21 protein-coding genes and 2 pseudogenes are annotated in these 23407 nt (G+C 59.1%); 11 read left to right on the plus strand and 12 right to left on the minus strand.

Annotated features, from left to right (window positions below; translation table 11 throughout):
* Positions 1–9: 9 nt before the first annotated feature.
* Genes QEO92_RS32140 through QEO92_RS32160 form a run of 5 tightly spaced genes read right to left on the minus strand, consistent with a single transcriptional unit; the run spans position 10 to position 5017 of the window.
* A complete protein-coding gene (locus QEO92_RS32140; protein ID WP_210058785.1) occupies positions 10–1089 on the minus strand; it encodes a lytic transglycosylase domain-containing protein in 1080 nt (359 codons plus the stop codon).
* Entirely contained in the window at positions 1086–3500 is a 2415-nt protein-coding gene (locus tag QEO92_RS32145) for a VirB4 family type IV secretion/conjugal transfer ATPase (RefSeq protein WP_210058816.1), read from the minus strand. Before QEO92_RS32145 ends, QEO92_RS32140 begins: the two co-directional genes overlap by 4 nt.
* Before the next feature lie 2 nt (positions 3501–3502).
* Positions 3503–3802 (minus strand): VirB3 family type IV secretion system protein, encoded by a 300-nt coding sequence (locus QEO92_RS32150; protein ID WP_210058786.1) that lies wholly within the window; start codon positions 3800–3802, stop codon positions 3503–3505.
* A complete protein-coding gene (locus QEO92_RS32155) occupies positions 3799–4143 on the minus strand; it encodes a TrbC/VirB2 family type IV secretion system protein (protein ID WP_210058788.1) in 345 nt (114 codons plus the stop codon). The genes QEO92_RS32150 and QEO92_RS32155 overlap by 4 nt, the downstream gene beginning before the upstream one ends.
* Positions 4144–4162: 19 nt before the next feature.
* Positions 4163–5017 (minus strand): lytic transglycosylase domain-containing protein, encoded by an 855-nt coding sequence (locus QEO92_RS32160; RefSeq protein WP_210058818.1) that lies wholly within the window; start codon positions 5015–5017, stop codon positions 4163–4165.
* Between the two features lie 164 nt (positions 5018–5181).
* Between QEO92_RS32160 and QEO92_RS32165 the strand changes: the two genes are divergently transcribed.
* Genes QEO92_RS32165 through QEO92_RS32180 form a run of 4 tightly spaced genes read left to right on the plus strand, consistent with a single transcriptional unit; the run spans position 5182 to position 7584 of the window.
* Positions 5182–5808 carry a hypothetical protein gene (locus QEO92_RS32165; RefSeq protein WP_227705919.1) on the plus strand — a complete coding sequence of 209 codons (627 nt, stop codon included), beginning with the start codon at positions 5182–5184 and terminating at the stop codon, positions 5806–5808.
* Positions 5805–6335, plus strand: a complete 531-nt coding sequence (locus tag QEO92_RS32170) for a thermonuclease family protein (protein ID WP_210058790.1) — start codon at positions 5805–5807, stop codon at positions 6333–6335. The genes QEO92_RS32165 and QEO92_RS32170 overlap by 4 nt, the downstream gene beginning before the upstream one ends.
* A 1-nt stretch (position 6336) precedes the next feature.
* The gene (locus QEO92_RS32175; RefSeq protein WP_210058791.1) at positions 6337–7017 is read left to right on the plus strand and encodes a thermonuclease family protein; all 681 of its coding nucleotides are present in this window, start codon (positions 6337–6339) and stop codon (positions 7015–7017) included.
* Between the two features lie 24 nt (positions 7018–7041).
* Positions 7042–7584 (plus strand): hypothetical protein, encoded by a 543-nt coding sequence (locus QEO92_RS32180; RefSeq protein ID WP_210058793.1) that lies wholly within the window; start codon positions 7042–7044, stop codon positions 7582–7584.
* 19 nt (positions 7585–7603) lie between these two features.
* Here QEO92_RS32180 and QEO92_RS32185 read toward each other — a convergent pair whose 3' ends face one another.
* Positions 7604–7867, minus strand: coding sequence for a helix-turn-helix transcriptional regulator (locus QEO92_RS32185; RefSeq protein ID WP_227705920.1), 264 nt, complete (start codon positions 7865–7867; stop codon positions 7604–7606).
* A gap of 149 nt (positions 7868–8016) precedes the next feature.
* Positions 8017–8355, minus strand: a complete 339-nt coding sequence (locus tag QEO92_RS32190; protein ID WP_210058797.1) for a hypothetical protein — start codon at positions 8353–8355, stop codon at positions 8017–8019.
* Between the two features lie 20 nt (positions 8356–8375).
* Here QEO92_RS32190 and QEO92_RS32195 point away from each other — a divergent pair, with 20 nt between their 5' ends.
* On the plus strand, positions 8376–8987 hold the full coding sequence (locus QEO92_RS32195) for a helix-turn-helix transcriptional regulator (protein ID WP_280107556.1): 612 nt from the start codon (positions 8376–8378) through the stop codon (positions 8985–8987).
* Between the two features lie 447 nt (positions 8988–9434).
* Here the strand turns inward: QEO92_RS32195 and QEO92_RS32200 are convergent, their stop codons facing one another.
* From QEO92_RS32200 to QEO92_RS32210, 3 genes are all read right to left on the minus strand, one after another.
* Entirely contained in the window at positions 9435–10442 is a 1008-nt protein-coding gene (locus QEO92_RS32200) for an alpha/beta fold hydrolase (protein ID WP_210058799.1), read from the minus strand.
* Positions 10432–12033 carry an RcgA family putative transporter gene (locus QEO92_RS32205; protein ID WP_210058801.1) on the minus strand — a complete coding sequence of 534 codons (1602 nt, stop codon included), beginning with the start codon at positions 12031–12033 and terminating at the stop codon, positions 10432–10434. The genes QEO92_RS32200 and QEO92_RS32205 overlap by 11 nt, the downstream gene beginning before the upstream one ends.
* A gap of 484 nt (positions 12034–12517) precedes the next feature.
* Positions 12518–13102 carry a hypothetical protein gene (locus QEO92_RS32210; RefSeq protein WP_210058803.1) on the minus strand — a complete coding sequence of 195 codons (585 nt, stop codon included), beginning with the start codon at positions 13100–13102 and terminating at the stop codon, positions 12518–12520.
* Between the two features lie 301 nt (positions 13103–13403).
* Here QEO92_RS32210 and QEO92_RS32215 point away from each other — a divergent pair, with 301 nt between their 5' ends.
* From QEO92_RS32215 to QEO92_RS32240, 6 genes and pseudogenes are all read left to right on the plus strand, one after another.
* On the plus strand, positions 13404–14651 hold the full coding sequence (locus QEO92_RS32215) for an efflux RND transporter periplasmic adaptor subunit (RefSeq protein ID WP_210058806.1): 1248 nt from the start codon (positions 13404–13406) through the stop codon (positions 14649–14651).
* Positions 14652–14663: 12 nt separating this feature from the next.
* Complete coding sequence (locus QEO92_RS32220) at positions 14664–17801, plus strand: efflux RND transporter permease subunit (protein ID WP_210058808.1); 3138 nt, start codon at positions 14664–14666, stop codon at positions 17799–17801.
* Between the two features lie 18 nt (positions 17802–17819).
* The gene (locus QEO92_RS32225) at positions 17820–18467 is read left to right on the plus strand and encodes a TetR family transcriptional regulator (protein ID WP_210058810.1); all 648 of its coding nucleotides are present in this window, start codon (positions 17820–17822) and stop codon (positions 18465–18467) included.
* A 154-nt stretch (positions 18468–18621) separates the two neighbouring features.
* Positions 18622–19079 (plus strand): annotated as a pseudogene (locus QEO92_RS32230) (helix-turn-helix domain-containing protein); the annotation flags it as partial.
* A gap of 544 nt (positions 19080–19623) precedes the next feature.
* Positions 19624–20883 carry a group II intron reverse transcriptase/maturase gene (gene ltrA, locus QEO92_RS32235; protein ID WP_210059127.1) on the plus strand — a complete coding sequence of 420 codons (1260 nt, stop codon included), beginning with the start codon at positions 19624–19626 and terminating at the stop codon, positions 20881–20883.
* An 80-nt stretch (positions 20884–20963) separates the two neighbouring features.
* A pseudogene (locus QEO92_RS32240) lies at positions 20964–21440 on the plus strand (IS630 family transposase); the annotation flags it as partial.
* Here the strand turns inward: QEO92_RS32240 and QEO92_RS32245 are convergent.
* Both QEO92_RS32245 and tnpC read right to left on the minus strand, forming a co-directional pair.
* Positions 21435–21734 carry a hypothetical protein gene (locus tag QEO92_RS32245; protein WP_227705922.1) on the minus strand — a complete coding sequence of 100 codons (300 nt, stop codon included), beginning with the start codon at positions 21732–21734 and terminating at the stop codon, positions 21435–21437. The pseudogene QEO92_RS32240 and the gene QEO92_RS32245 overlap by 6 nt on opposite strands.
* Positions 21734–23371 carry an IS66 family transposase gene (gene tnpC / locus QEO92_RS32250; RefSeq protein ID WP_210059116.1) on the minus strand — a complete coding sequence of 546 codons (1638 nt, stop codon included), beginning with the start codon at positions 23369–23371 and terminating at the stop codon, positions 21734–21736. The genes QEO92_RS32245 and tnpC overlap by 1 nt, the downstream gene beginning before the upstream one ends.
* Positions 23372–23407 lie beyond the last annotated feature (36 nt).

Genomic DNA, 23407 nt, shown 5'->3' on the forward strand with positions numbered 1-23407 from the left:
CTTCTCCTGTCATTGCGTTTGCAATTGCAGTTGCACTTTGTCCTCGGATTCGCGCTCCGCGACGCAAGCCTTCTCCTCATCGTTCCAGACGAGGTTCTGGCGCAGATCGCACAAGTCGGTGACGTCGCGGGGCTTGTCGTCGTCGTGTTTGTGCACCGAACTGCGCGACGAGCCCGAAAGGTTGGCCGATGAAACCGCGTTGCGCGAATTGAGGAGATCGGCCATCGCCGTGCCGAGCCGGATGACATTGTTCATCATCTCCAGATTGGCGTTGCGAGCGGTCGAATTGTGGTCCCAGCTATCCTGAATGGTGCGGGTCTGGAGTTGCCCGAGCTGCTGGTACCAGCTCGCGACATTGGCAAGGCTATCCTGCGTCGCCGCCGTCGCGCCCATCGCATTCAGCGTGGACGAGCGCATGCCGGTATAGGCGGTTTCTCCTCCCCCAAAATTGAGGGGTATTGCCGACTTGTCGGAACCGCCGAAGGCCGGCAGCCATTGCTGCGTAATCGAGGCGACGTAGCCCTGCGTCTCCTTGAAGGGCGGGATACCGCCATATTTGTTGACGTTGCCGGTACCGGAATTATAGGCGGCAAGCGCCAGCGAGACATTGCCGTTATAGCGCTCGAGCTGCTGTTTGTAATAACGCGCTCCGCCACGCAGGTTCTGCTCGATATTGTTCTCATCGACGCCAAGCTGTGAGGCCGTGCCCGGCATCAGCTGGGAGAGCCCGGTGGCGCCGGCAGAGGACTTGGCACAGGGGTTGAAGCGGCTTTCCTGATAGACGAGGGCGAGAAACTGGTTCTCGTCGACACCTTCCTCGCGGGCGACTCGCCGGACGAGGCCGGAAATCTCCGGATTGGCTTCGGCCGCACCGACCGGATCATTGCGCCGGCCTGGGCGATACATCGAGCAAGTGACCGATGTGTGGATCGTATAGCGGTCATGGTCAGCGTCCTCGATGCCTGACGTGGCCGAATCCCGATCCTTGCGTTCGCCAAGATTTGTGTCGTCGACAACAGGCACGTCCGCCCAGGCGATCGACGCCGAAACGGCCGACAGGAGTGCCGCGGACAGCAGGGCGGCTCTCATGTGTCTTCCTCCCAGCCGCAGAATTTTGGGAGCCAGGCGGAGGGATCATCACCAAAGGCGTCGCGAAGACGGCTGCACTCCTCGATTGTCTCCTTTCGTCCGGAAAGAACCTTGATGAGGTCGGGCATGGAGCCGAGATCGAGGCGGGCGATGACGCTGTCATTGCCGTGCTTGACGAGGAAGGTGCGTTTTTCCGGCGGCGTGTTGCGGACGAAGTTGAATTCCTTCGCCGTCAGGCCGAAGCGCTGGATGTAGCTTTCCTCGTCGGCCCGCGGATTGGGGAAATGGATGTTGGTCGCCGACTGCTCGATGATGGTATGGGCGGCCGGCGATCGGACGATGTCGGCGGCCGATTGCGTGCCGAAGCCGACGATGCCGTTCTGCTTGCGGATCGTCTTCATCTTGTCGACGATGAAGTCGCTGAAGACCGGATCGCGCAGCAGGCGCCAGCCTTCGTCCATGAAGATCATTACCGGTGTACCGTCGAAGAGTTCGTCGAGGCGATGGAAGATGTACATCAAGGCCGGCGTGCGTACCTCGTCATTGTCGAGGATGCTGGTCATGTCGAAGCCGAATGCTGAGCGACCAGAAAACGACAAGACGTCGTGGGGCGCGTTGAAGAGCCAGGCCTTCTCACCTTCGATCCAGGGCCGCAGCCGGGAATGTAGATCGTTCGGATCGGCGCGGGACCGGCCGGTCAGCAGACCGGCGAGATTGGCGAGGTTTCGCTCGGCAACCGGCTCCTGCATCAACCTGACGAGCGCGCGTTCGAGCGTGTCTTCCTCTTCCTGTGCAAAGACGCTGCCATCGCCCTTGCGCAACATTGCCTTCAGGAGACGCAGCAGAAATTCACGGTTCTCGCCGGTGTTTTCGAGCTGCAGCGGATTGAAGCCGGTTGGCGTACCCGGCGTCAGGACCTCATAGGCGCCGTTCATCGCCCTGATGAAGATTTCGCCGCCCCTGTCCTTGTCGATGAAGACGGCGCGCGGCCTCGGCCGCACCCGAAAGGCCTGGGCGAGCAGGAAGGTCAGCGCCACCGTTTTTCCGGACCCAGTCGGCCCGGTGACCAGGAAATGGCCGATGTCACGCTGATGGAAATTAAACCAGTAGGGGGTCTGGCTGGTCGTTTCGAGGATGGTGATCGGCGTCCCCCAATGGGCGCCCTCCCGCTGCCCTGATGCGAAATTGTGCATCGAGGAAAGGCCGGAGAAATTGGAGCTCGAGAGCATCGCCTTGCGGGCGATATAGGTGTGGTTGCCGGGGAGTTGCGCCCAGAAGGACGCCTCCATGTTGAGATCTTCGCGCAGCCAATTGATGTTCATATCGGTCAGGCACGCGCCGAGGTCCGATACGGCTTTGTTGACGCCATCGACATCGCGGGAGAGGCAGAGCAGTGACAGGTGATGGTAGCCGAACACGGCTTCCTGGTTGAGAAGGCTGTTCAGCGCGAAATCGATGTCGTTTTCGACATCGCTTCCTGCCTCGTCTGACGCGCCGATCTGGCGCCTCAGCCGGGTGATGCGCTCCTGGGCGATCGGCTTGTCGGCGATCGTGAAGGACTGCGTCAGGATGAATTCGTGATTAACCTGCAGCAGCCCGTCCAGCATGCCGGGGCCGGTGAAGGGCGGGTACTCCTTGATCGACAGCATGGCGCCGAAGCGGTTGTCCTCGGCCACCGCGCCCTGCGCCTGCAGGGTCCGCCTGGAAAAATGCAGCCGCGATGTTCCGACGTAGTTGGCGATGCCCATGCGCGGCAAGCGCATGTAGCGCGGCACGCCGCAGGTGAGGATGGTATTGAGGAACGCGCAGGGCTCGGAATAAGGAGCATCATCGCGATAGGCGATACCGAGGGTCCGGGCACCATATTTGCCGAGATCGCGCACGATGTTGCCGGCGAGTTCCTCGAGCTCGCTGATCGCCTCGCGAAGTTGTTCCTCCTCGGCCTCCCGTCCGGCGGCCCGGTTCAGAAATCGGCGAACGGTGTCGCCGGCGGCGAGCACACCGCGCAGGCCGGAGCGCAGTACGGTCAGGTAGATTTCGTTGGTGAACATACGCTTTTGGCCGAGCGCCGCCATGTAGCGTTGGTCGAGGACCGCGCAAAAGCGATCCTCTAACGCGCCGTCCATGACAGCATCCACCTGCCGGCGGACCACCGTCGACCATAGCGAAAAGCGACTGGAGCCGAGCGCCCGGATCATCGTGTTCTGGACGACCGAGCGCATGTTGAGCTCCGCCTGGTCCTCCGTCTGGAAGAAGAGGCCATCGAGCTTCAGCACCATCATCAGGGCGCCGCTCTCCAACCGGATGACGGTGTCTGCGACGTGCCTGAGATAGGGGATATGCGCCGACATCGGCCGCTCGCGGTGACCGATCGATCCGAAGCCGAGCTCATCGCGGATCGCCTTCAGCATGGTCATGGCCCGTAGGAGTTCGCGCCCCAGAACGTCTTGTTCCGGGTTCGGGGTGTCATCCGGGTTGCGACCTGCAGGACGTCGAGGATCCGTGCATCCCAGGCGCAGAGGGTGAACAGCGTCATGTAGGTGGCGGGCGCGGTCAGGAACGCCCAGATGGAATTGCTGGCGAGCCAGGCGATGATCGTGGCGCCGACGATGATGACGCCGGCAAGATAGGGCACGCCCCAAAGCGTCGGCGACCGCGTCAGCCCGATCACCAGCGGCGTGAGTACAGGCTTCTCTGAAGTTTCGCCGATCATGTTCCCGACCCCACGAGAGCGATCATCGCATCGACCATCCCGGGCGCCCCGAAGACGAAGCCGATACCGAGCGCGGCACTGCCGGCGATGATCCAGCTCAGCCGGCCCATCCAGGCAAGAAAGCCGAGGGACATGACGGCAATGATGCCGCATAGCCGTCCGAAGGGTCCGTTGACGAAGTCGACGACCGCCTGGAAGATCGCCTGCACAGGGCTGAATGCCTGTCCGAGCGACTGGGCATGGGCGGCGTCGGAGAATGCCAGTTGCGCGATCGCAATGGCGATCCCGGCGGCTAAAAGGCGGCGGCGATGAAGGTGGGATAAACGAAACAGCTTCCTCATGTCCTTGTCCTCTCGCATGTCAGAATTTCATGACCCCGGCGACGAAGCGTCCGACGGACACGCCGCCGATGACGCCGATGTCTGTGGGCTGGTGATTGGATTTGTTTGAAGCGGGCCGTTTGCCTGGGGAGCGCAGACCGAGCTGGAAGTTCAGGATCTCCGCTAGATAGTCGATCGTTTCGCTGTATGGCGGGATACCCTCGTGATCGCGGACCGCCTGTGGTCCGGCGTTATAGGCGGCCGCTGCCAGCAGGGGATTCTGGAACTCGTCCAGCAGGGCGCGCAGATAGCGGACCCCGCCGTCTATGTTGGCTTCGGGATCGCAGGCATCCGCCACCCCAAGCTCGCGCGCTGTGTCCGGCATCAACTGCATCGGCCCGCGCGCACCCTTCGGGCTGTTGCGCACCCGGTCGAAGCGGCTTTCCGCCCACACGACGGCGGATGCGAATTCCGGTGCCACGCCATAGCGTTGGGCCGCCATTTTGGTCAGGCGGGCAATCTGATCCGGCGCAAGCGGCGACGTTGGGCACTCTGTTGCAGAGACGTATCCGTTATTGATACCTCTTTGAGATAGCCAATCCGGCAAAACCTCTCCGTTTTCTTTGCCATTTTTGCCCTTTGAGGCGTTACTATATTTGTTCGGTATGCCAAGCGTAGCAGCCGGCATCGCCACGCCACTGGGATCAAGGTCGAAGGATAGGGAAGGATTGGCGGAGCTTAGGTCCGAGAGATTTGATGTCGCGCTAGTGTTTTCCCATGTTTCGCTGGAAAAGCGTTTATAATTAAACAGGGATCCATCTCCTGCAGCCGCTTGGTGGCCGAAGGGGGCGATCGTCAATGTCGCCGGAAGTGCGATTCTCAGCAAGTAATGCATCTGGCGATCCACCTCGAATCCTGCGCGCTCGGCCTCGCCTTGCGAAGCCAGAAGCGTGGATTTACGATTGCATGACGTTACTATTTAAGGTAACTCGTACATCAAAGAAATCGAGTCGAAAAGAGGGAATCTGCATCGCTCTGTCAAACGATGAGATACTAAATATGGATATGTCCTGTTTTCGAAGTGTTGCAGGCGCGGTCCTGTCGGCGCTACTTTTGGCTGGTCAGGTGCAGGCGGCGGGTTCTGTCAATCAGGACTATGTCCGCTCGCTTGCCGCGCCCAGAAAGACCGTCCTGGTCGTCGAGTATTATGACGGGGGCAGGAAAGCGGTTTCCCGGAAGGGTTATTCCTCGGCCGAAGGGTTCAAGGCGATCTCACCGACCGATGTCAGGGTCGATGACAAGGTGTCGCTGCACCTCTACGGGCTCGAACCCTGCCAGGGGGAAATGGTCAATCGCAGCGAAGGGTTCGCAGGGAGTTGCGAGGACTACGGGCGGGAGCAGCTTGCGATCAAGCTGAAGGCCGCCAGGGTGATCTTCTGCCGGGCCTTTCTGACGGAGGAAAAGGCTGCGAAGCAGGACGTCACCTGCTTCGGCTACTACAATTTTCCCGGCTCGCTCGACACGGTGGACAATATCGAGGAGCAACTCGTTTCGATCGGTGCGCTGAAGCTCGCGCGTAAGCCGGATGGCAGCCCGCTTCGGGGCGATCTCGCTGACGCCGAAAAGATCGGGCGAGGGGGTTTTGGCATGTGGGCCGATCCGCGTGTGCAGGAGCAAGCCAGATGAAGTGCGCCCGGCTGCTTGCTCCCCTGGCGATCTGCACCGTTACCGTTTCTGCGCAAGCGGCCGACTACGTGGCCCTCGGTGCCGGCGTCACCTTGGAAACCGGCGACAGCTGGATCGATCATGGCGAGCGCTATCGCCTCTATGGCGTCCAGTCCTGTTTGCGCGGGACATACTTTACCGACCGTTCCGGCGGGCGGCAGGACTGCGGCGAGGCCTCGATCGCCGTGCTTGCGGCGTTTATCAAGGATATCGGGCCGCAATGCGCCCCGGTGGCGGTCGATGGCGAAACGCGTTTCGTGCTGTGCTATGGCACGGTGGGAAGCGAGCGCTTGGATCTTGCGACGGCGCTCATCACCGAAGGTTACGCCTTCGCTGCGCTCGATGCGAAAGGCCTTCCGGTTCACGCGCCTTATGCGGTAGCCGAGCAGCAGGCGAGGGCGCGGAAAGCGGGCCTCTGGCAGTTTCCCGACGTCCAGCATCCCTCCCTGCTGCTGAGCAGACTGGCCCGCCAGCGGGAGGGCCAATAGGATGAGACACTTGTCCGCTCTTGCCGCTCTGATGCTTTTGATACCCGCCCCTGCGGGTGCGGCGGACCCCATCGGCGGTTCCTTTGCCGATAGGGCGCCCGTCGTCCGGCAGCATGTCGTGATGAAGGGGAGAGCGACGCCAATCGATGGCACGTCGCTCTGGTTTCCGACATATGGGCGCTCCGTCCGCCTCGCCGGCATCGATGGTTGCGAATTGCCGCAATGGGCCTTCGATCCGAAGAGGGCCGGGGATGCGAGCACGGGTGCTCTGGCTCCGGTACCTTGTGGCGCGCTGGCGAAGGCCTGGCTGAAACGCACGGTCGGTTCAGGATCGGTCACCTGTGACATCCGCGGTTTTGGCGCTGATGCCATGCCTGTCGGGACATGCCGGTCCGGCAGCCGAGATCTCGCTCACGAAATGCTGCGCGTCGGCTGGGCGCGGCTCTCGCCAGACGCGCCGCGTCAGCCGGCCTATGTGGATGCCCAGCGTTACGCCGTGTCGGCGCGCTATGGGATCTGGGGGACCTATGTCCTCGATATGAACGAGTGGCGGGCCAAGGCTGTCGACCGCACGCTCGACCGTCGTCCGGCGGCGGACATCAATCTGCTCAGAGAAAGAAAAGTGGAATTCACGCCGCCGTTTGCCGATGCGCGACGCGCGCCAGTCAGACGGGATCGCTGATCCACCAAATCTAGGAGGGTACCGATGAGGTGGATTTTAATTTTCGCTGCGGTGTCGATAGCCTTGGCGCCTTGGGCGCAGAAACAAGCTCTCGCCAGCGAGTGGGGCTGCGAGGTGCTTCTGTGCGCGGCCTCAGACAATCCTTCCTGGCATTCGATCGCGACCTGCTTGCCACCGATGAACAAGCTGATCAGCGCCATGAAACGGCCCCGCTTCTCCTGGCCGACATGTCCGGATGGCGGCTCCGGTAAGCCGGGTTATGAACGATATGCCGATTGCCCAAGCGGATGGAACCCGGCCGAGGCCGAAAACAACGGCGACAGGATTGGACGGTCCGACCTGTCGCGCTGCAGCCGTGTTGTCAACGAATGCGGACAAGGGCGATGGAACCGCTTCGGCGGGAACTCGCAGACAGCCGAAGGTGTCACGCGGGTCTATTCGGGGGAGCATTCCTGCACCTACACGGAATTCATGGCGCGGCCGTTGCGGGACAAGCCCTATTATTTCGATATCCGGGACGATACAACAAAAACCACGAGCCGCTATTTCTTCGACCTGCAGAAATAGGTGAGTTTCCGCGGCGGCGTTAGGACAGTGGGCGCCGGCCACGTTTCAGCGTCGCCGGAGGCTCTTCACCTTCGGACGGTGAGATAAACAAGGCGTGTACGGGAACGTCGAGCGCGAGCGCAATACGCTCCGCGGAGTCGATGCCGAGATTGATCCGCTTTCGTTCGATTTGCGAGATCGACACGCGCTCGAGCCCGGCTTCGAACGCAAGTCGCTCCTGCGAGAGCTCTCGCAGGACTCGAAGCTTACGGACATTCCAGGCCAGCAAATCACGTACCGTCATTCGCTGAAATGAGCATTGCGTATCAAATTAAATAACTGGCTATTCTATACAAAATAGATGGTCGATGCTATTGTCGCTGAAATGCAAATTTTGCGACCATTTCGGTATTGCGATCGTCGTAAAGAGGGGAAGCCCAAGGCCGCAAGCAATCAGTTGGGTAAAATTCTGTCCATAAGTTCGAGCAGGTCGAAGCCAAGGAGATCGCTTCCTTCCGCAGTGGCGGCAATCAGCGCGATGGCAAGGAAGGGCCGCCATTCATTGGTCGCGTCCATTTCCTGGCAGCGATCGACAAGTTCTTTCAGGATGCGTGTCGCTTCTGATCGCAGGTCCGTAAGCTCATTGGCCCGGTGCGCGCCGTCGGCTGCATCGAGTGCTTTTGCCTTCTTGCCGATCGCCACAAATTCCGCCAACAAAAGCTCGAACTGGCCTTTGCCTTGCTCATGTTTCTGAAGCATATCAAACCTGCCATGTCTGGAATTCAATCTCATTGCTGCGGGCAGTCTCGGCAGTGGAATATCGTTTCAAGCTTGCCCAAAATCCGAAGGTCTTCCGTATTTCGGACGAGGCGTTTGCTTTGAATACGGCTTCGGGTGATATAGATCGCGAAAGCAAAGCGCTCAGAGCGATGGAAATGACCGCGAAAACACAAAACCATATCGAAAGCGCCGGACTCGTTGAGGCTCGTGATCCGGAGATCGATAGTCCGATCTATCGTCGTGAGGGCTTCGAAGGCATTGTCGAATTCGGCGAGATGGACAAGAAGCTCGGCGAAGCCTTGCGCATTGCCCGCGAAGAACACGGGCTTACCCGGCCGGAATTGGTCCCTCTTGTTGGCTTAACTCCTCAGGTCTATGGGCGCTACGAGCGTGGTGAGGCTAAATTGCACGTCACGCGCCTCGTGCATCTCGGCGAACTGCTGGATTTTTCGCCGCTTGATCTGATATTTGCGGCGGCTCCGCACCTGTGGGGTACATCCGAGAACGAAGCGAAAAACCGCTACCGGTTGATGAAGCACATTGAAAAACTCCCAGCCGAAAAGACCAAGTTGCTCTTGGAGATCGTCGAGTCGTTCTTAGCGCTCCAGCCATCGGGTGAAGCGAAGGATCCAGACCATAAGTAGACGGCCACAGCTCAATATCGCCCAGCGTCGGGTCTTCGAGCTGCGGCCTATTTGTCAGCAGGGATGTCGTCACGCTCGAAAATGACCAAGCCAGTTGAGCCCACTTGCCTGCGGATGCAATGCACGTCGAATACGTCAGAATCCATGGCTGCTCTCAAAGCTGAAATAGCTTCTCCTGTGCGCTGTCGATTGCGATGTGTGTCCGTTCAGAATAAGCGCTAAGGCTCTGCTTCCACTGGAACCAGGCCTTGCTGAAAATTGACATTTGGTAACTACGGTGCTTACCGCAGATTGCGTGAGGGAATGCGAATCCTAGCGAAACCAAACGAAATGCCGTTCCCAAACTATTGATCTAGAACAGAAAATTTTTCACAGACGCGGGAGCGAGAAGAGCGGGAGGCCCGCTCTGCTTGTCGGCCATCAGGGATCCTTTGCGGTCCTCGTACGTTAGCCTCGCCGCGACAGAAAACGCTTCAGGCTTAATCCTGCGAGCAATATGTACGGGGGCATCGCGAGGGAATAATGACCGCAGTTCAGCTCCAGGACGTTTGGCCTCGCCCCGGCTTCGTGTAGTTTTTCTATGAAGTGTTTCGATAGTTCGGGTAACACCACCTTGTCTCTGGTCGCGATCACCGCGTGAAGAGCAAGATTGGGTCGCGCCAGCTTATGCGCGTAGTTCTCCAAATCCAGCGGCCCCCACGCCCTACGAAGATCGGCTATCTCGATCGCACGCTCCAGGCCTTCACGTATCGCCCGGGTCGCACGGCCTGTCCAAACCATGTCAGCGAGGCTACCCGCCGTCAAAAACAAGGACGCCTTTGTTACGGCCGGTTCATGTGCCGCGATCAATCCCGCAACCCATGAGCCAAGGCTCATGCCGAGAACCGAGATCTCTCGATAGCCTTCGCTTTTCAGCCAGCGGATCAGCTTTCGTCCGTCCCATACGGCCTGCCTTACAGACTGGATCGTTCGGCCGAGATTCGCGCTCAGCATGTCCTCGGCATAGAGCGAGCCAGGACGGCTTCGCTCGAAGTGATAGGGCATGGCGATCTCGACCGTCGTGATCCCACGCCGCGACAAATACTTGGCGATCTGATGATTTCGGCGGCTGGCATTCCAGTGGTGGAAGATCACCAATGCCTGGTTGTGCGAGCCACTTTCGGTTACCTTCGCCCAAACAAAGTTATTCTCTTCGACGTCCGTTGATATGTCCGAAGGAAATTTCAACCACCCATCTTGTATCTCAAAGCCATCATCGCTCTCGCTCGGTTCGCCATAAAATCTTGGATCAGCCAGAGCTTGGTCGGCAAGGGCACAAAACTCCTCGACAGTTCCTACCCTCTTCTGGTCCGGGAAAGCGAGGCAGCTGTCGAGAAAGATAGGTTTCGCTGTCTTCGCTTCCTCGCCACGCCGCGCCCGCTGCTCGTCCCACCGGTCAATCCATCTATGATACACTCTGGTTGCTTTCCAATTCGGTCTGCCGCCGTTGCCCGAACTCTGGATCAAAGAGGCCGTATACGGCGAGTAGAACACTAACGCCGAGGAAGGTCGAAAAGCCGTCAAAGACGTCGATCAACAGATAGCTGGCAAAGAGCAGGCCTAGGACCGCTGACATCTTCCACAAAGTCACACGGAACTCCTTTTCGAAAGCCAGGCGAAGAAGACCGTATACAAATACGACACAGGCCGAAATGGCGACAAGCAGGCTGCTGTAATGCGTTGGCATTCGATAGCCCAAGCTGTGGCTACCATCAGGGTGGCCTTCGAGAACCGAAGACATATCGTGAATTATCCAGGTCATGACGTCTTCGCCATTGGAGTTCAGGTATGCGCTTTGGATCTTCATGCACACGGCGACGAGAACACCAAGGATGGTGCAGCGGAAAATTCCCCGCATGATCCTAAGGCGGATTTCGCGCCGATGCTCGTGCTCTGGCTGCGTCTTTGCGCCTCCTTCGATTTTCCAAAGATCGTGGACGATCGTATGAAGCAAAATCAGGCCCGCGAAAAAGAGATAAAAGCAAATGCTCATGTAAAGGTAGGAAAGCGCGGTGAACACGATCTCTACAGGCACCGATATGAGATCAGGTTGCACAATGGCTATCGTGCCCCAGCTGATCGCGTAATCGCCACTACCCTCCAGCAGGGGGACGAGACACACGCCGATCCATTGAAGAAGGCCAGCGACCAGGATGCAGATCAGAAAAACGGCCCAATAGGAATATGAATAAGCGCGAACATTGCACGCCCAGGCTTTGGTGCTTTCTGAGCTATCGGCATGTGCTGCCAGGCGTACGCGTGCGTCCTGTTTCCAAAATGCCAGCAGCTCAATCACAACTGCGAAAAATAGCGGCAGGAGTACCATGAAGAGAAGGGTCCAGTTCGGTGCCCATAGAAAACCGACTTCCTTAACGACGCCGTCCGGCCGCCTATAGGTGATGCTGGCGATCCCGACGATGTACGACAGAAACCCGAGGGCGGAAGCACCGGCGAATATCGATGCCGGAAGGTTCAAGGGAGATCCATGAGTGAAAAGCGCTTCCGATCTCTCAGCTAAGCTTAACGGTTGTCTTTTTCGGGAAACTTCATTGTCTTGGGCGATACTGCCCGCAGGTTCTTCATAATCAACCATAATAGGCGGCGACGTCTCAGGGCCGAAGGATGCCATGCTTCCAGCAGATTTTTTCGAACTTCGCCTCTTAGAGGTCAGCCGCGATTGCGCTGCACTGAGTTCCACGAGCCATTCGCTCGTCGCTTCCGGATCGTCGCAGCCATAGATCCGTGCCAGCCAGCGGATGTTGGAAGGGCTGATTCCCTTATCGTTTTCTTGAAACCAGAGCTGGACTGTTCGCAAATCGACGCCGAGCCGGTTGGAGTCGATCTGTGATATCGCCTCCGCCAACAACTCCGGCGTCCACGGGCCTTGTGGAAACCCGTCCCGACCCAAAGGCCGGCCCGCTCCCACGGCGGCTAACTGCTTGAACAGTTCTTTGAAATCGCGTCCGTCCTTCGGAGGAGGGACAAAAATCTTCCCGTTCTTTTCCAATGGCTCAAATGCTCAAATTTAGTTCGCTTTAGTGACCCGAGAGGTCGTATCCTGACGCGACGGGGGCTCGGATGATCTACCTGAAGTATATCCATCTCCTTCGGATTGGTAAAGAAATAAAGCACTCCTTCAAAGGGAGATGCCGCAATTTATCATGCAGTTTCAATTGCCTGCGCGTTTCAGAAAACCGGCTACGCGCTCCATTCACTGGCATGAGTGAGGAGGAGGGCGCCGTTAATACGGCTATCTTAGGTTGTGAAAATCGCATAATGCGATTTATGGAACTAACATTGTAGCTTACGGGCTGATGTTCCGCTTTCCTGTTCGCGTCTTCCGGCTCGCCGACGCTTAATAGGTTCGCCAGATGACGCCTGTTCGCCACTCGAGTTCCACCTCGCCATGAGTGCTTAGTCAACCAGCAACAGCCAGAACATCCTTGATCTGCATGGTGGCGGCGGCGATCTCTAGACCATATTGCTCAACATTATTTCAGCGTTTTACGAAGGGACAATCCGAGCCCACCGATGGCAAGCCCTAGCAAAAGTAGGTTCGTGCCAAGTATCACGTCTGGTTCGATACTGAAGTCAGTCCAGCCGTTGATGATCCCCCCGACCACCGCGCAGACGAAACTTGCGAGACCACCCGCCACTAGCCAGGTGCCGCCGTCCCCCAAGATGCCAATCGTTACACCGATCCAGGTCGTGAGCGCCGCCGAAGCCGCGAGGATGACGTAGAACGAGGCGAGCGACCACGTTGAGGCAAGCAAGGGATCGTTTGTGAGGATCAGACCGAGCCAGAGATGCAGAATACCGACGATTATCCAATCGAAATAGAGTTTCGGGCGCCCCAGTCTGATGATGATGATCGCCAGCAGAAGACCGCCAAATACCGAAGCCATGCCGGGCCAATATTGGAAAGCCAGTCGACCGAAAAAGGAGTTGGCAAAAGCGACAGTGGCCATATCGACAAGAATAATGCCGACCACGAACAGTCGCCCACCGTCATATGGGCCTTGAAAGCGATCGCTGATCTTACGACGCTTTCGGGACGCGGCGGCGCGGATGAACATTAAAAAATCCGAGACGCGCATCAGCGGTGATGCGCGTCTCGGCGGATGTCCGCTGTTGCGGCGTGGGGACGTGCACATCCGTGTCTTCTACAGTTCGCAATGCGTAGTTGACGAGCGGCTTGTGTGAGCCACCGGGGCCAACGCGAGCGCAAAATAACCCTTAGGGGCCGACCGTTGAACTTCCCTTATTTCCAAACCGACTTCCTCTCGATTTTCTTTTCGCAATGCAACAATCTGCTTGATTAACACATCCGATTTATATACCTACGAAAATGTATGTAAATAGGCCGTAAGATAAAATATGGAGTTCAAGATGCGGACCACTGCCCTGCGTGCAACCGTTATCCTGCTGGGAGCCGCCTTGCTTTCTGCCTGCCAGAAGGAAGAACAGGCGGCTGCCCCACTTCGGCCGGCGGCCGAAGTGGGGGTGGTGACCGTCGCAGCAGAAACCCTTCCGATCACCAACGAATTGCCCGGACGCATTGCGCCCACCCGGCTTGCCGAGGTAAGACCGCGGGTGTCGGGCATCGTGGTGGAACGTGTCTTTGAGCAAGGCTCGCTGGTCAAAGAGGGCGATGTCCTTTATCGCATCGACCAGGCGCCGTTTCAGGTCCAGGTCGACAGCGCCGAGGCGACACTCAAGCGCGCTCAAGCGGCCCAGCTTCAGGCACGCCAAACGGCAGACCGGCAGCAGCAGCTCCGCCGCAACAATGTTGCTTCCCAGCAGGAATACGACAACGCCATCGCCCAGCTTGCGCAAGCCGATGCCGAAGTCGCCATAGCGGAAGCCGGTTTGGCTAGTGCGCGTCTCAGTCTGCAGTACTCGCAGGTAACCGCGCCGATCAGCGGCCGTATCGGTCGTGCCTTGATTACGGAAGGGGCACTGGTCAGTACCAACAGCTCGGAGAACCTCGCGACAATCCAGCAGCTCGACCCGATCTATGCGGACTTCACACAGCCCGCCGCCGATCTGATCCGGCTTCGCAAAGCCCTACAAGACGGCCAACTGATGACCGGACCGAACGAGGCTGAAGTCAAGCTTATCCTCGACGACGGCACACCTTACGACGTGCCGGGTCGGCTGCTCTTCTCCGAAGCCGCGGTTGACGAAACCACCGGTCAGGTGACATTGCGGGGAGAGTTCCCCAACCCGAACGGAGACCTGCTGCCTGGCATGTATGTTCGGGTTCAGATCCAGCAGGGAATCGCGAGCGCGGCAATCGCCGTGCCACAGCAGGCTGTCCAGCGCGATGCGGGCGGTCAGGCGAGCGTGCTCATCGTCAATGCCGAGAATACGGTCGAACAGAGGCGTGTGAACGTCGGCCGTTCGGTCAACGATCGCTGGGTCATTACCCAGGGGCTCAAAACTGGTGATCGCGTGCTGGCTGAAGGGTTCCAAAAAACAGCACCCGGCGCGAAGGTGGCGCCTGAACCTTGGGTTCCGCCTCAGGTTGCGAACGCAGCGGCACCAGCCATACCGCGCGAGCAATCCGACATGGCAGAGCCGGACAACAAACCCTCCCCCGAAGCCAAGGCTGCCAACCAGTAAGGATCGCTTGTTATGGCACAATTCTTTATCGGCCGGCCGATTTTTGCCTGGGTCGTGGCCCTCTTCATCGTCATCGGCGGGCTCTTGGCATTGCCCAGCCTGCCGATCGCGCAGTATCCCAATGTCGCTCCTCCGCAGATCGCTATTTCGACGAACTATCCCGGAGCCTCGCCGGAAGATGTGTATCAGAGCGTGACGCGACCGATCGAAGAAGAACTGAACGGCGTGCCGGGCCTTATCTACTTCGAGTCGACGTCGGAATCGTCAGGTCGTATCGCGATCAATGTGACGTTCGCGCCCGGCACGAATATCGGCGAGGCTCAGGTCGAGGTGCAAAACCGTATCGCCCGCGTCGAGCCTCGTCTGCCTCAGGCTGTTACCGCGCAAGGCATGCGCGTGGAACAAGCTGGCACTGCGTTTTTGATGATGGTGGCGCTTACTTCGACCGACGGCAATACAGATGCAATCGGCCTGGGCGACTATCTCAGCCGCAACGTACTCGGTGAAATCCGTCGCGTGCCCGGTGTGGGCAGCGCGCAACTTTTCGCGTCCCAACGCTCGATGCGCGTGTGGCTCGACCCGGACAAGATGGTCGGGCTCAGACTGACCTCAGCCGATGTCATCAGCGCCATTGGGGCGCAAAATGCGCAGGTCGCGGCAGGACGCATCGGCGCGACGCCCAATCCAATCGGCCAGCAAATTTCCGCGACCATTAATGTCCAGGGCCAGTTGCGCACGCCGGAGGAATTCGGGGCGATTGTCCTACGCGCCAATCCCGATGGCTCCTCGGTCCGCCTGCGCGACGTGGCTCGCCTCGAGGTCGGGGCCGAGACCTACAACTTCTCAAGTCGGCTCAACGGGAAGCCGAGTGCGGCGATCGGCATTCAGTTGTCGCCGACGGGTAATGCGCTGGCCACATCAGAGGGCGTCCACGCGGTCATGGAGGACCTGAAACATTATTTCCCCGTGGGCCTTGAATACGAAATTCCCTACGACACCAGTCCTTTTGTCGAGATATCCATCGAAAAGGTTATTCACACACTCGTTGAGGCGATGATCCTGGTTTTCGCGGTGATGTTCCTGTTCCTCCAGAACATCCGCTACACCATCATCCCGACGGTAGTCGTTCCCGTGGCGCTGCTGGGAACAGTCGGCGTCATGCTCGTCGCTGGCTTCTCGATCAACGTGCTGACGATGTTCGCCATGGTGCTGGCGATCGGCATTCTCGTGGACGACGCGATCGTGGTCGTCGAAAATGTCGAGCGCATCATGATGGCGGAGAAGTTGCCTCCAAAAGAAGCGACCCGTAGGGCGATGAACCAGATCACCGGTGCGATCATCGGTATCACGCTAGTGTTGACCGCCGTCTTCGTACCCATGGCCTTTTTCCCCGGCGCCGTTGGTATCATCTATCAGCAGTTCAGCCTGACGATGGTGGTGTCGATCCTGTTCTCCGGGTTCCTCGCCCTGTCGCTGACGCCAGCTCTTTGCGCCACTTTTCTGAAACCGATCCCGCATGGTCACCATGAGAAGAAAGGTTTCTTCGGGCTGTTCAACCGTGGCTTCGACAAAGCCTCGCACGGCTATTCCTCGCTCGTCAGCAGGATCATCAAGCGGGCTGGCCGTTTCATGGTAGTCTATCTCGCTCTGGTCGTCGGTCTCGGCTGGGCTTATCTGCAGCTTCCCGGCTCCTTCCTTCCGAATGAAGACCAAGGCTTCCTGATCGTAGACGTCCAGGCGCCTGCAGAGGCAAGCACCGACCGCACGCTCGAGGTTATTGAGCAGCTCGAGCAGGTCGCGTTGTCGGAAAAAGCGGTCGACCGGATCATTGCCATTTCCGGTTATTCCTTCTCGGGAACCGGACAGAATGCAGGCCTGGCCTTCATCACACTTAAGGACTGGGACGAACGTGGGCCCGAGGATTCTGCGGTCGCCCTATCCGCAAGGGTCAACCAGAAGCTTTTCGGCCTGCGCGACGCGATCGCATTTGCGTTGTCCCCTCCACCGATCCAGGGGCTTGGAAACTCCAGTGGCTTCACCTTTCGCCTGCAGGATCGATCCGGCGCTGGACAGACGGCTCTCGGTGCGGCTGCGGCCCAATTGATGGCGGAGGCCCGAAAGAGTCCCGTACTTGCAGGCCTGCGTGTTGAGGGCATGCCGGATTCTGCTCAATTGAATCTGCTGATTGACCGGGAGAAAGCCAATACGTTCGGCGTCACGTTCAGCGATATCAATGCCACGATTACCGCTAATCTCGGCTCGTCCTACGTGAACGACTTTCCAAATGCCGGCAGGATGCAGCGCGTGACGGTCCAGGCGGACGGTAACGCGCGCATGCAGGCAGAGGACCTCTTGAAGCTCAACGTGCGCAACGCCAGCGGCGGAATGGTGCCGATCTCATCGTTTGCGAGTGTCGAGTGGGTGCGCGGGCCGTCACAGGTTGTCGGTTATAACGGCTATCCGGCCGTCCGCGTCGCCGGGCAAGCCGGTCCCGGGTATTCCACGGGCGACGCCATCGCGGAAATGGAACGGCTGGCAGGCCATCTGCCCACCGGGTTCGGTTACGAATGGACTGGTCAGTCCCTACAGGAAATTCAGTCCGGCGCCCAGGCCCCTGCCCTGATTGGTCTCAGCATCCTGTTCGTGTTCCTGCTGCTTGCAGCGCTCTACGAAAGCTGGTCGATCCCGATCTCGGTTATGCTGGTCGTGCCGCTCGGCGTCATCGGCTCTGTCGCGGCCGTCATGCTGAGAGATATGCCGAACGACGTCTATTTCCTCGTCGGCCTGATCACCATCATCGGTCTGTCTGCGAAAAACGCCATTCTCATCATCGAATTCGCCAAAGATCTCAGGGCCGAAGGCAAATCGACTTACGAAGCGACCGTGGAAGCGGCGCATCTTCGCTTCCGCCCGATCCTGATGACGTCGCTTGCCTTCACGCTTGGCGTCGTCCCGATGGCGATCGCAACCGGAGCCAGCGCGGCAAGCCAGAACGCGATAGGCACAGGTGTCCTTGGCGGCATGATCTCCGCTACCCTGCTTGCGATCTTCTTCGTCCCTGTATTTTTCGTGTTTATCATGAAGCTTTTTGATAGAAGGCGGGAAAATGATGTACCAGCGTCACAGCAACCCGCCCAGGCAGCGGAGTGATCGAGTTGAGGAGGAGACATGCGCAGAACCAAGGCGGAAGCAGCCGAGACCCGCGCATCGTTAATGGCAGCTGCCGAGCAAATGTTTTTTGAAAAAGGGGTAACTGCAACAACGCTGGACGAGATCGCGTCGGCAGCCAACCTCACGCGCGGCGCGATCTACTGGCACTTCAAGAGCAAGACGGACTTGTTTCTCGAGCTTTATGACTCCGTCAGGCTGTCGGACATCACAATGTTTGAACTGCTGCAGGCGGATGCAAGGGACCGCGACCCGCTGTCTGCCCTGCAGTCAGCCACCGAAGACTGGTTGCGGCTCGTGTCCACCGATGTTCCCAGGCAAAGAATGTTGACGATCCTTGCCCGCACGAATTTTACGGGCGAGTTGGAGCCCGTAGCCAATGCCATGGCCGAAAACTATGCAAAGCAGATGGAGACGCTCATCGAGGTGCTGGATCGCGCCGCCAGCACCGGCTCGTTGTCTCCGGGATGGACACCGCAATGTGCTGCCTGGACCTTCAAATGGCTGGTCAACGGCATGTGTTGGGAATGGTTGCTCCATGGTCAGAGGTTTGATCTCGTCCAGAAAGGTTCTGAAGCGGTTAGAAAGACGATCGAGTGTTTTCGTGGATCATCGATGCCCACAAACGGTTCTTCAGACACTCAATAGCCTGAACCGGTCAGTGTTGCCGGCTCTAAGACTGCGTAGGTAAGGAAACCTCTTCCCACTAGAGCGGGATGAATTTAGGCGGAATCGGCATGGGGATTCCCTTTTGTGAGCAAATCAGATTCACCATTCAGGCCGGTGCAGGAGGCCGGCCAGGATGGCGAGACCCTTTTCGGATGACCTTAGGGACCGTGTTGTTGGTGCAGTGACGCGCGATGGGCTGTCCTGTCGGGCGGCGGCGAAGCGCTTCGGCATCGGCATCAGCACGGCGATCGATTGGGTACGGCGCTTCCGTGAGACGGGCAGCGCCGCCGCCGGCCAGATGGGCGGGCACAAGCCGCGAGCGATCGCCGGTGAGCATCGGGCCTGGCTAATCGAGCGCTGCCGCGCGCAGGCATTCACCTTGCGCGGGCTGGTCGCGGAATTGGCGGAGCGGGGCCTGAAGGTCGACTACCGCTCCGTCTGGATCTGCGTGCATGAGGAAGGGCTGAGTTATAAAAAAAGACGTTGGTCGCCAGCGAGCGCGACCGGCCCGATGTCGCCGCCCGACGCAGCCGCTGGCTGAAGCATCGCCATCGCATCGATCCGGCCCGCCTCGTCTTCATCGACGAGAGTGTGCTGCAGAGCAGCGGAAGGAGTTCGACATGAACTGAGACCGTAGCGTAAAGCTGCGTGAATGATGGGGGACGGCCCTCCGGGATCGGCTTTCAGGAGCAGGTCTCAAACCAGTCCGAGCTGCTGCGGTAAAGAGCCGTGGTGGTGAGCGTCGGATGAAACGTTCGGACGAGATCCGAGCAGGTGCATGTTCAAAAGACGAACGAAAGTGAACCCTCCGAAGACGCGTCGTTATGAACGTAAGTGTTGTCGAAACCAGGACCGTTTCGTCATCCTGGGACAAGTCCGCCAGAAGCCTGATGACCGGGCGGGCGGCGACCGGCGTAGAGGGGGCGTGATTTGGACATAGGCGTTCACGCGGAACTGCAGGAACCAGGCTCCTGATGCCAAGGGAGAAGCTCAAGCGGCGCAAACCGCAAGGCGAGAGTACCGATGCGGGAGACTGGGGCGGACCGACCCGTAAGAGCGTCGAGGACCCTGTAATGGGGTCGGAGCAAAGGGGTCGGATCAGGTGGTCGTATTGTTTGAAACAACTGGAAACAGGATGACTTCGGAAAGTACGGCAGACAAGCCGTTTCGAATTGAGAAACGGCAGGTGTACGAAGCTTATAAAGCGGTCAAAGCCAACCATGGCGCAGCCGGGGTGGACGGCGAGACTTTGGAAATGTTCGAGAAAGACCTTGCAAGGAATCTCTACAAGATCTGGAATCGGATGTCGTCCGGAGCCTACTTTCCGCCACCGGTGCGTGCCGTCTCCATTCCAAAGAAGGCTGGAGGCGAGAGGGTTTTGGGTGTGCCCACGGTCAGCGATCGGATCGCGCAGATGGTGGTCAAACAGATGATTGAGCCGGATTTGGACTCCCTCTTTCTTCCAGACTCATACGGGTACAGGCCGGGGAAGTCGGCCTTGGATGCCGTCGGCGTGACGCGCCAGCGATGTTGGAAGTATGATTGGGTTTTGGAATTCGACATCAAAGGACTGTTCGACAATCTTCCACACGATCTCTTGCTGAAGGCGGTCAGGAAGCACGTCACATGCAAGTGGGCTCTGCTCTACATCGGAAGATGGCTCGCAGCGCCGATGGAGAAGAATGGTGAGGTTTTGGCGCGAACGTGCGGCACCCCGCAAGGCGGTGTCGTCAGCCCCTGCCTCGCAAATCTCTTCATGCACTATGCATTTGATTTGTGGATGACGCGAATGCATCCCGACCTACCATGGTGTCGATATGCCGACGATGGTCTTGTTCACTGCCAGAGCGAGCAGCAAGCCGAAGCCCTCAAGGTGGAGTTGAGTTCTCGCTTGGCAGCGTGCGGATTGCAGATGCATCCGACAAAGACCAAGATCGTTTACTGCAAGGATCAACGGCGCCGAGGAACGTATCCGAATGTCGCATTCGACTTTCTCGGATATCAGTTCCGGCCTCGACGGGTGGCGAATACACAGCGGGACGAGTTCTTCTGTGGCTACACGCCTGCGGTTAGTCCGACGGCGCTTAAATCGATGCGGGCAAAGATCAAAAGTTTGAACATCCCGCGGCAGACGCCGGGGACGCTGACCGAAATTGCCAAACAACTCAATCCACTCCTTCGGGGATGGATTGCCTATTATGGCCGGTTCAGCCGTTCGGCCCTGTCCACTCTGGCTGATTACGTTAACATGAAGCTCAGAGCCTGGATCAGGCGAAAGTTCAAACGCTTTCAGTCCCATAAGACACGAGCCAGTCTCTTCTTGCGAAAACTGGCGCGGGAAAATCCGGGACTGTTCGTACATTGGAAGGTGTTCGGAACGAACACGTTTACCTGATGGGAGCGGTGTGAATCGAGAGGTTCACGCACCGTTCTGCGAGAGGCCGGCTGGTGAAATCCCTCCGGCCTACTCACCCCTGGACGAAGACGAACATGGCGCCGCTGCGAGGCTGGGCGCCGCGCGGCGAACGGCTGTTCGGCCAGGCTCCCTTCGGCCACTGGAACACCATGACGTTCATTGCCGCCCTGCGCGTTGATCGCGTCAGCGCGCCCTGGGTCATCGACCGGCCGATCAACGCGACGAGCTTCCTCGTCTATGTCGAAAAGGTGCTGGTGCCGGAGCTCACGCCCGGCGACATCGTCGTGATGGACAATCTCGGCTCGCACAAGGCCGCGGCGATCCGCACCGCCATCCGCAAGGCCGGCGCGCGGCTGTTCTTCCTGCCGCAATACTCCCCCGATCTCAATCCGATCGAAAAGCTCTTCGCCAAGATCAAACACCGGCTACGCGAGGCGCAGGCCAGAAGCCGCAACGCCATCCATGACGCGCTCGCAACAATCCTCCAAACCGTTTCTCCAAAAGTATCCATCCGGCTTAGACCGCACCGCTTATGATTTTGGCTGGTCTGCCATGATGCGCTCGATCTTTTCCTGGTCGCATTGCTCGTCGGCAAGGAACTGGCGAACGCCTCCCTCCCAGGTGCGGATGTCGGCGAGGAACTCTTTCAGGCTCTCGACGCCCCGGTCGGTGAATGTCGTGATGCCCTCTTCGCTGCCGTCATGGGCATGGATCATCTCGCCATAGTCGATATTGTCGGAGTTGCTGGCGATTTCCTGGATGAGTTCGAGGTTTTCGCCGATCAGCACAGCGACGTAGCCGATCGTGTAGACATGCGTCGGGCGGCCCATCAGGCGGCCATCTGTCGGCCGCTGCCAGCGGCGGACCAGTTCCAAGGCAGCAGTTCCGGCAGTCGTGATACGGGAATGTTGGGCATGCGGGCGAGGATATCCGCCAACCAGGCCTGCGGATCGATATCGTTCATCTTAGCCGTGACGATCAGGGAATACATGAAGGCAGCACGCTCGCCGCCGCGCTGGGAGCCGGCGAATAGCCACGCCTTTCTTCCGAGAGCTATCCCGCGCAGGGCGCGCTCGGCCGCATTGTTCGTGATGCAAAGCCTGCCATCGTCGAGGAACCGCGTGAAGGCTTCCCAGCGTCCGTCCTTCTCGAACATGTAGTTGATCGCTTTGGCGACTGGATTGTGCTTCGACATCTGGGAACGCTGGGCCATAAGCCAGTCGTGCAGTTCCTCGGCGAGCGGACGCGCATGCTGCCGCCTCGCTACCAGTCTCTCCTCGACGGACTTCCCGTTTATGCCCCGCTCGATATCGAAGAGCGCGTCGATGCGGGCTACAGCCTCGAGCGCGACAGGCGATATCTCGTGGGCAGGTTTGCCCTTGCGCACGTTGCCGGCGATATCGGCCAGTTCGAAGAACTTGCGCCGCGCATGGCTCCAGCAGAGCGCGCTCTTGACCGGTTCGGGGCGGCGATCCGCACGATAGAGATCGTTGTAGCCGCCATAGGCATCCGCCTGCAGTATGCCGTGCCATCCGGCAAGATGCGTGTTGGGATGGGTCTTTTCCCGATCCGGAGAGAAGTGGAAGAGTGCTGCAGGAGGCGCGCCGCCCGCGAAGGGACGATCATCGCGAACGTAGGTCCATAACCTTGCCTGCTTCGTTGCGCCCCTGGCCAGGAGCGGCACGGTCGTATCGTCGCCATGCAGCCGCTCGGCGGCCAGCACATGAGCACGGATCAGATCATGGATCGGCTGCAGTGCCGTCGCGCAGGCACCAACCTGGTCGGCCAGCGTGGACAGGCTGAGAGCGACGCCTTCCCTGGCGTAGCGCTCGGCCTGTCGGTTCAATGGCTGATGCTGGCCGAACTTCTCAAACAGGATCGTCGCCAGCAGGTTCGGTCCTGCCCACCCACGCGGGGTCGGATGGAAGGGAGCCGGTGGCTGGCTGATCTTCTCGCAGTCCCGGCAGGTGAACTTCTCGCGCACCGTCTGGATCACCTTCCACTGGCGCGGAATCACCTCCAGCGTCTCGGTGACGTCTTCGCCCATCTTCACGATCCGGGCCGAGCCACAGCAGGTGCAGGTCGAAGGAGCTTCAATGATCAGCCGTTGGCGCGGCAGGTGCTCGGGAAACGGCTTGCGGGCGGGCCGACGGCGTTCGAAGGCGGAGACACTTGTGATCCTCTCCGCCACGCGTTCCGCCGCGATCTCGTCTTCGGTGGCATCGGCCTCGAGTTCCTCAAGCTGCAGTTCCATCTGGTCGATCAGCCGGGCGCGCCGTTCCGAGCTCTGGCCGTACTGCTCGCGGCGCAGCTTTGCGATCTCGAGCTTGAGGTGCCGGATCACCGCCTCCGACGTCGTCACGACGGCGCGCACCTGCGCGAGATCGGCCTCAGCAGACGTGGCACGCGCTTCCGATGCCGCAAGCGCGGCGCGCAATCTGGCTATCTCCGACGCAGCATCATCCATGGCCGAAAGCTACCATGGAACCACAGAAAGCCCAAC

Source organism: Neorhizobium petrolearium (assembly GCF_029854435.1).
GTDB lineage: Bacteria > Pseudomonadota > Alphaproteobacteria > Rhizobiales > Rhizobiaceae > Neorhizobium > Neorhizobium petrolearium.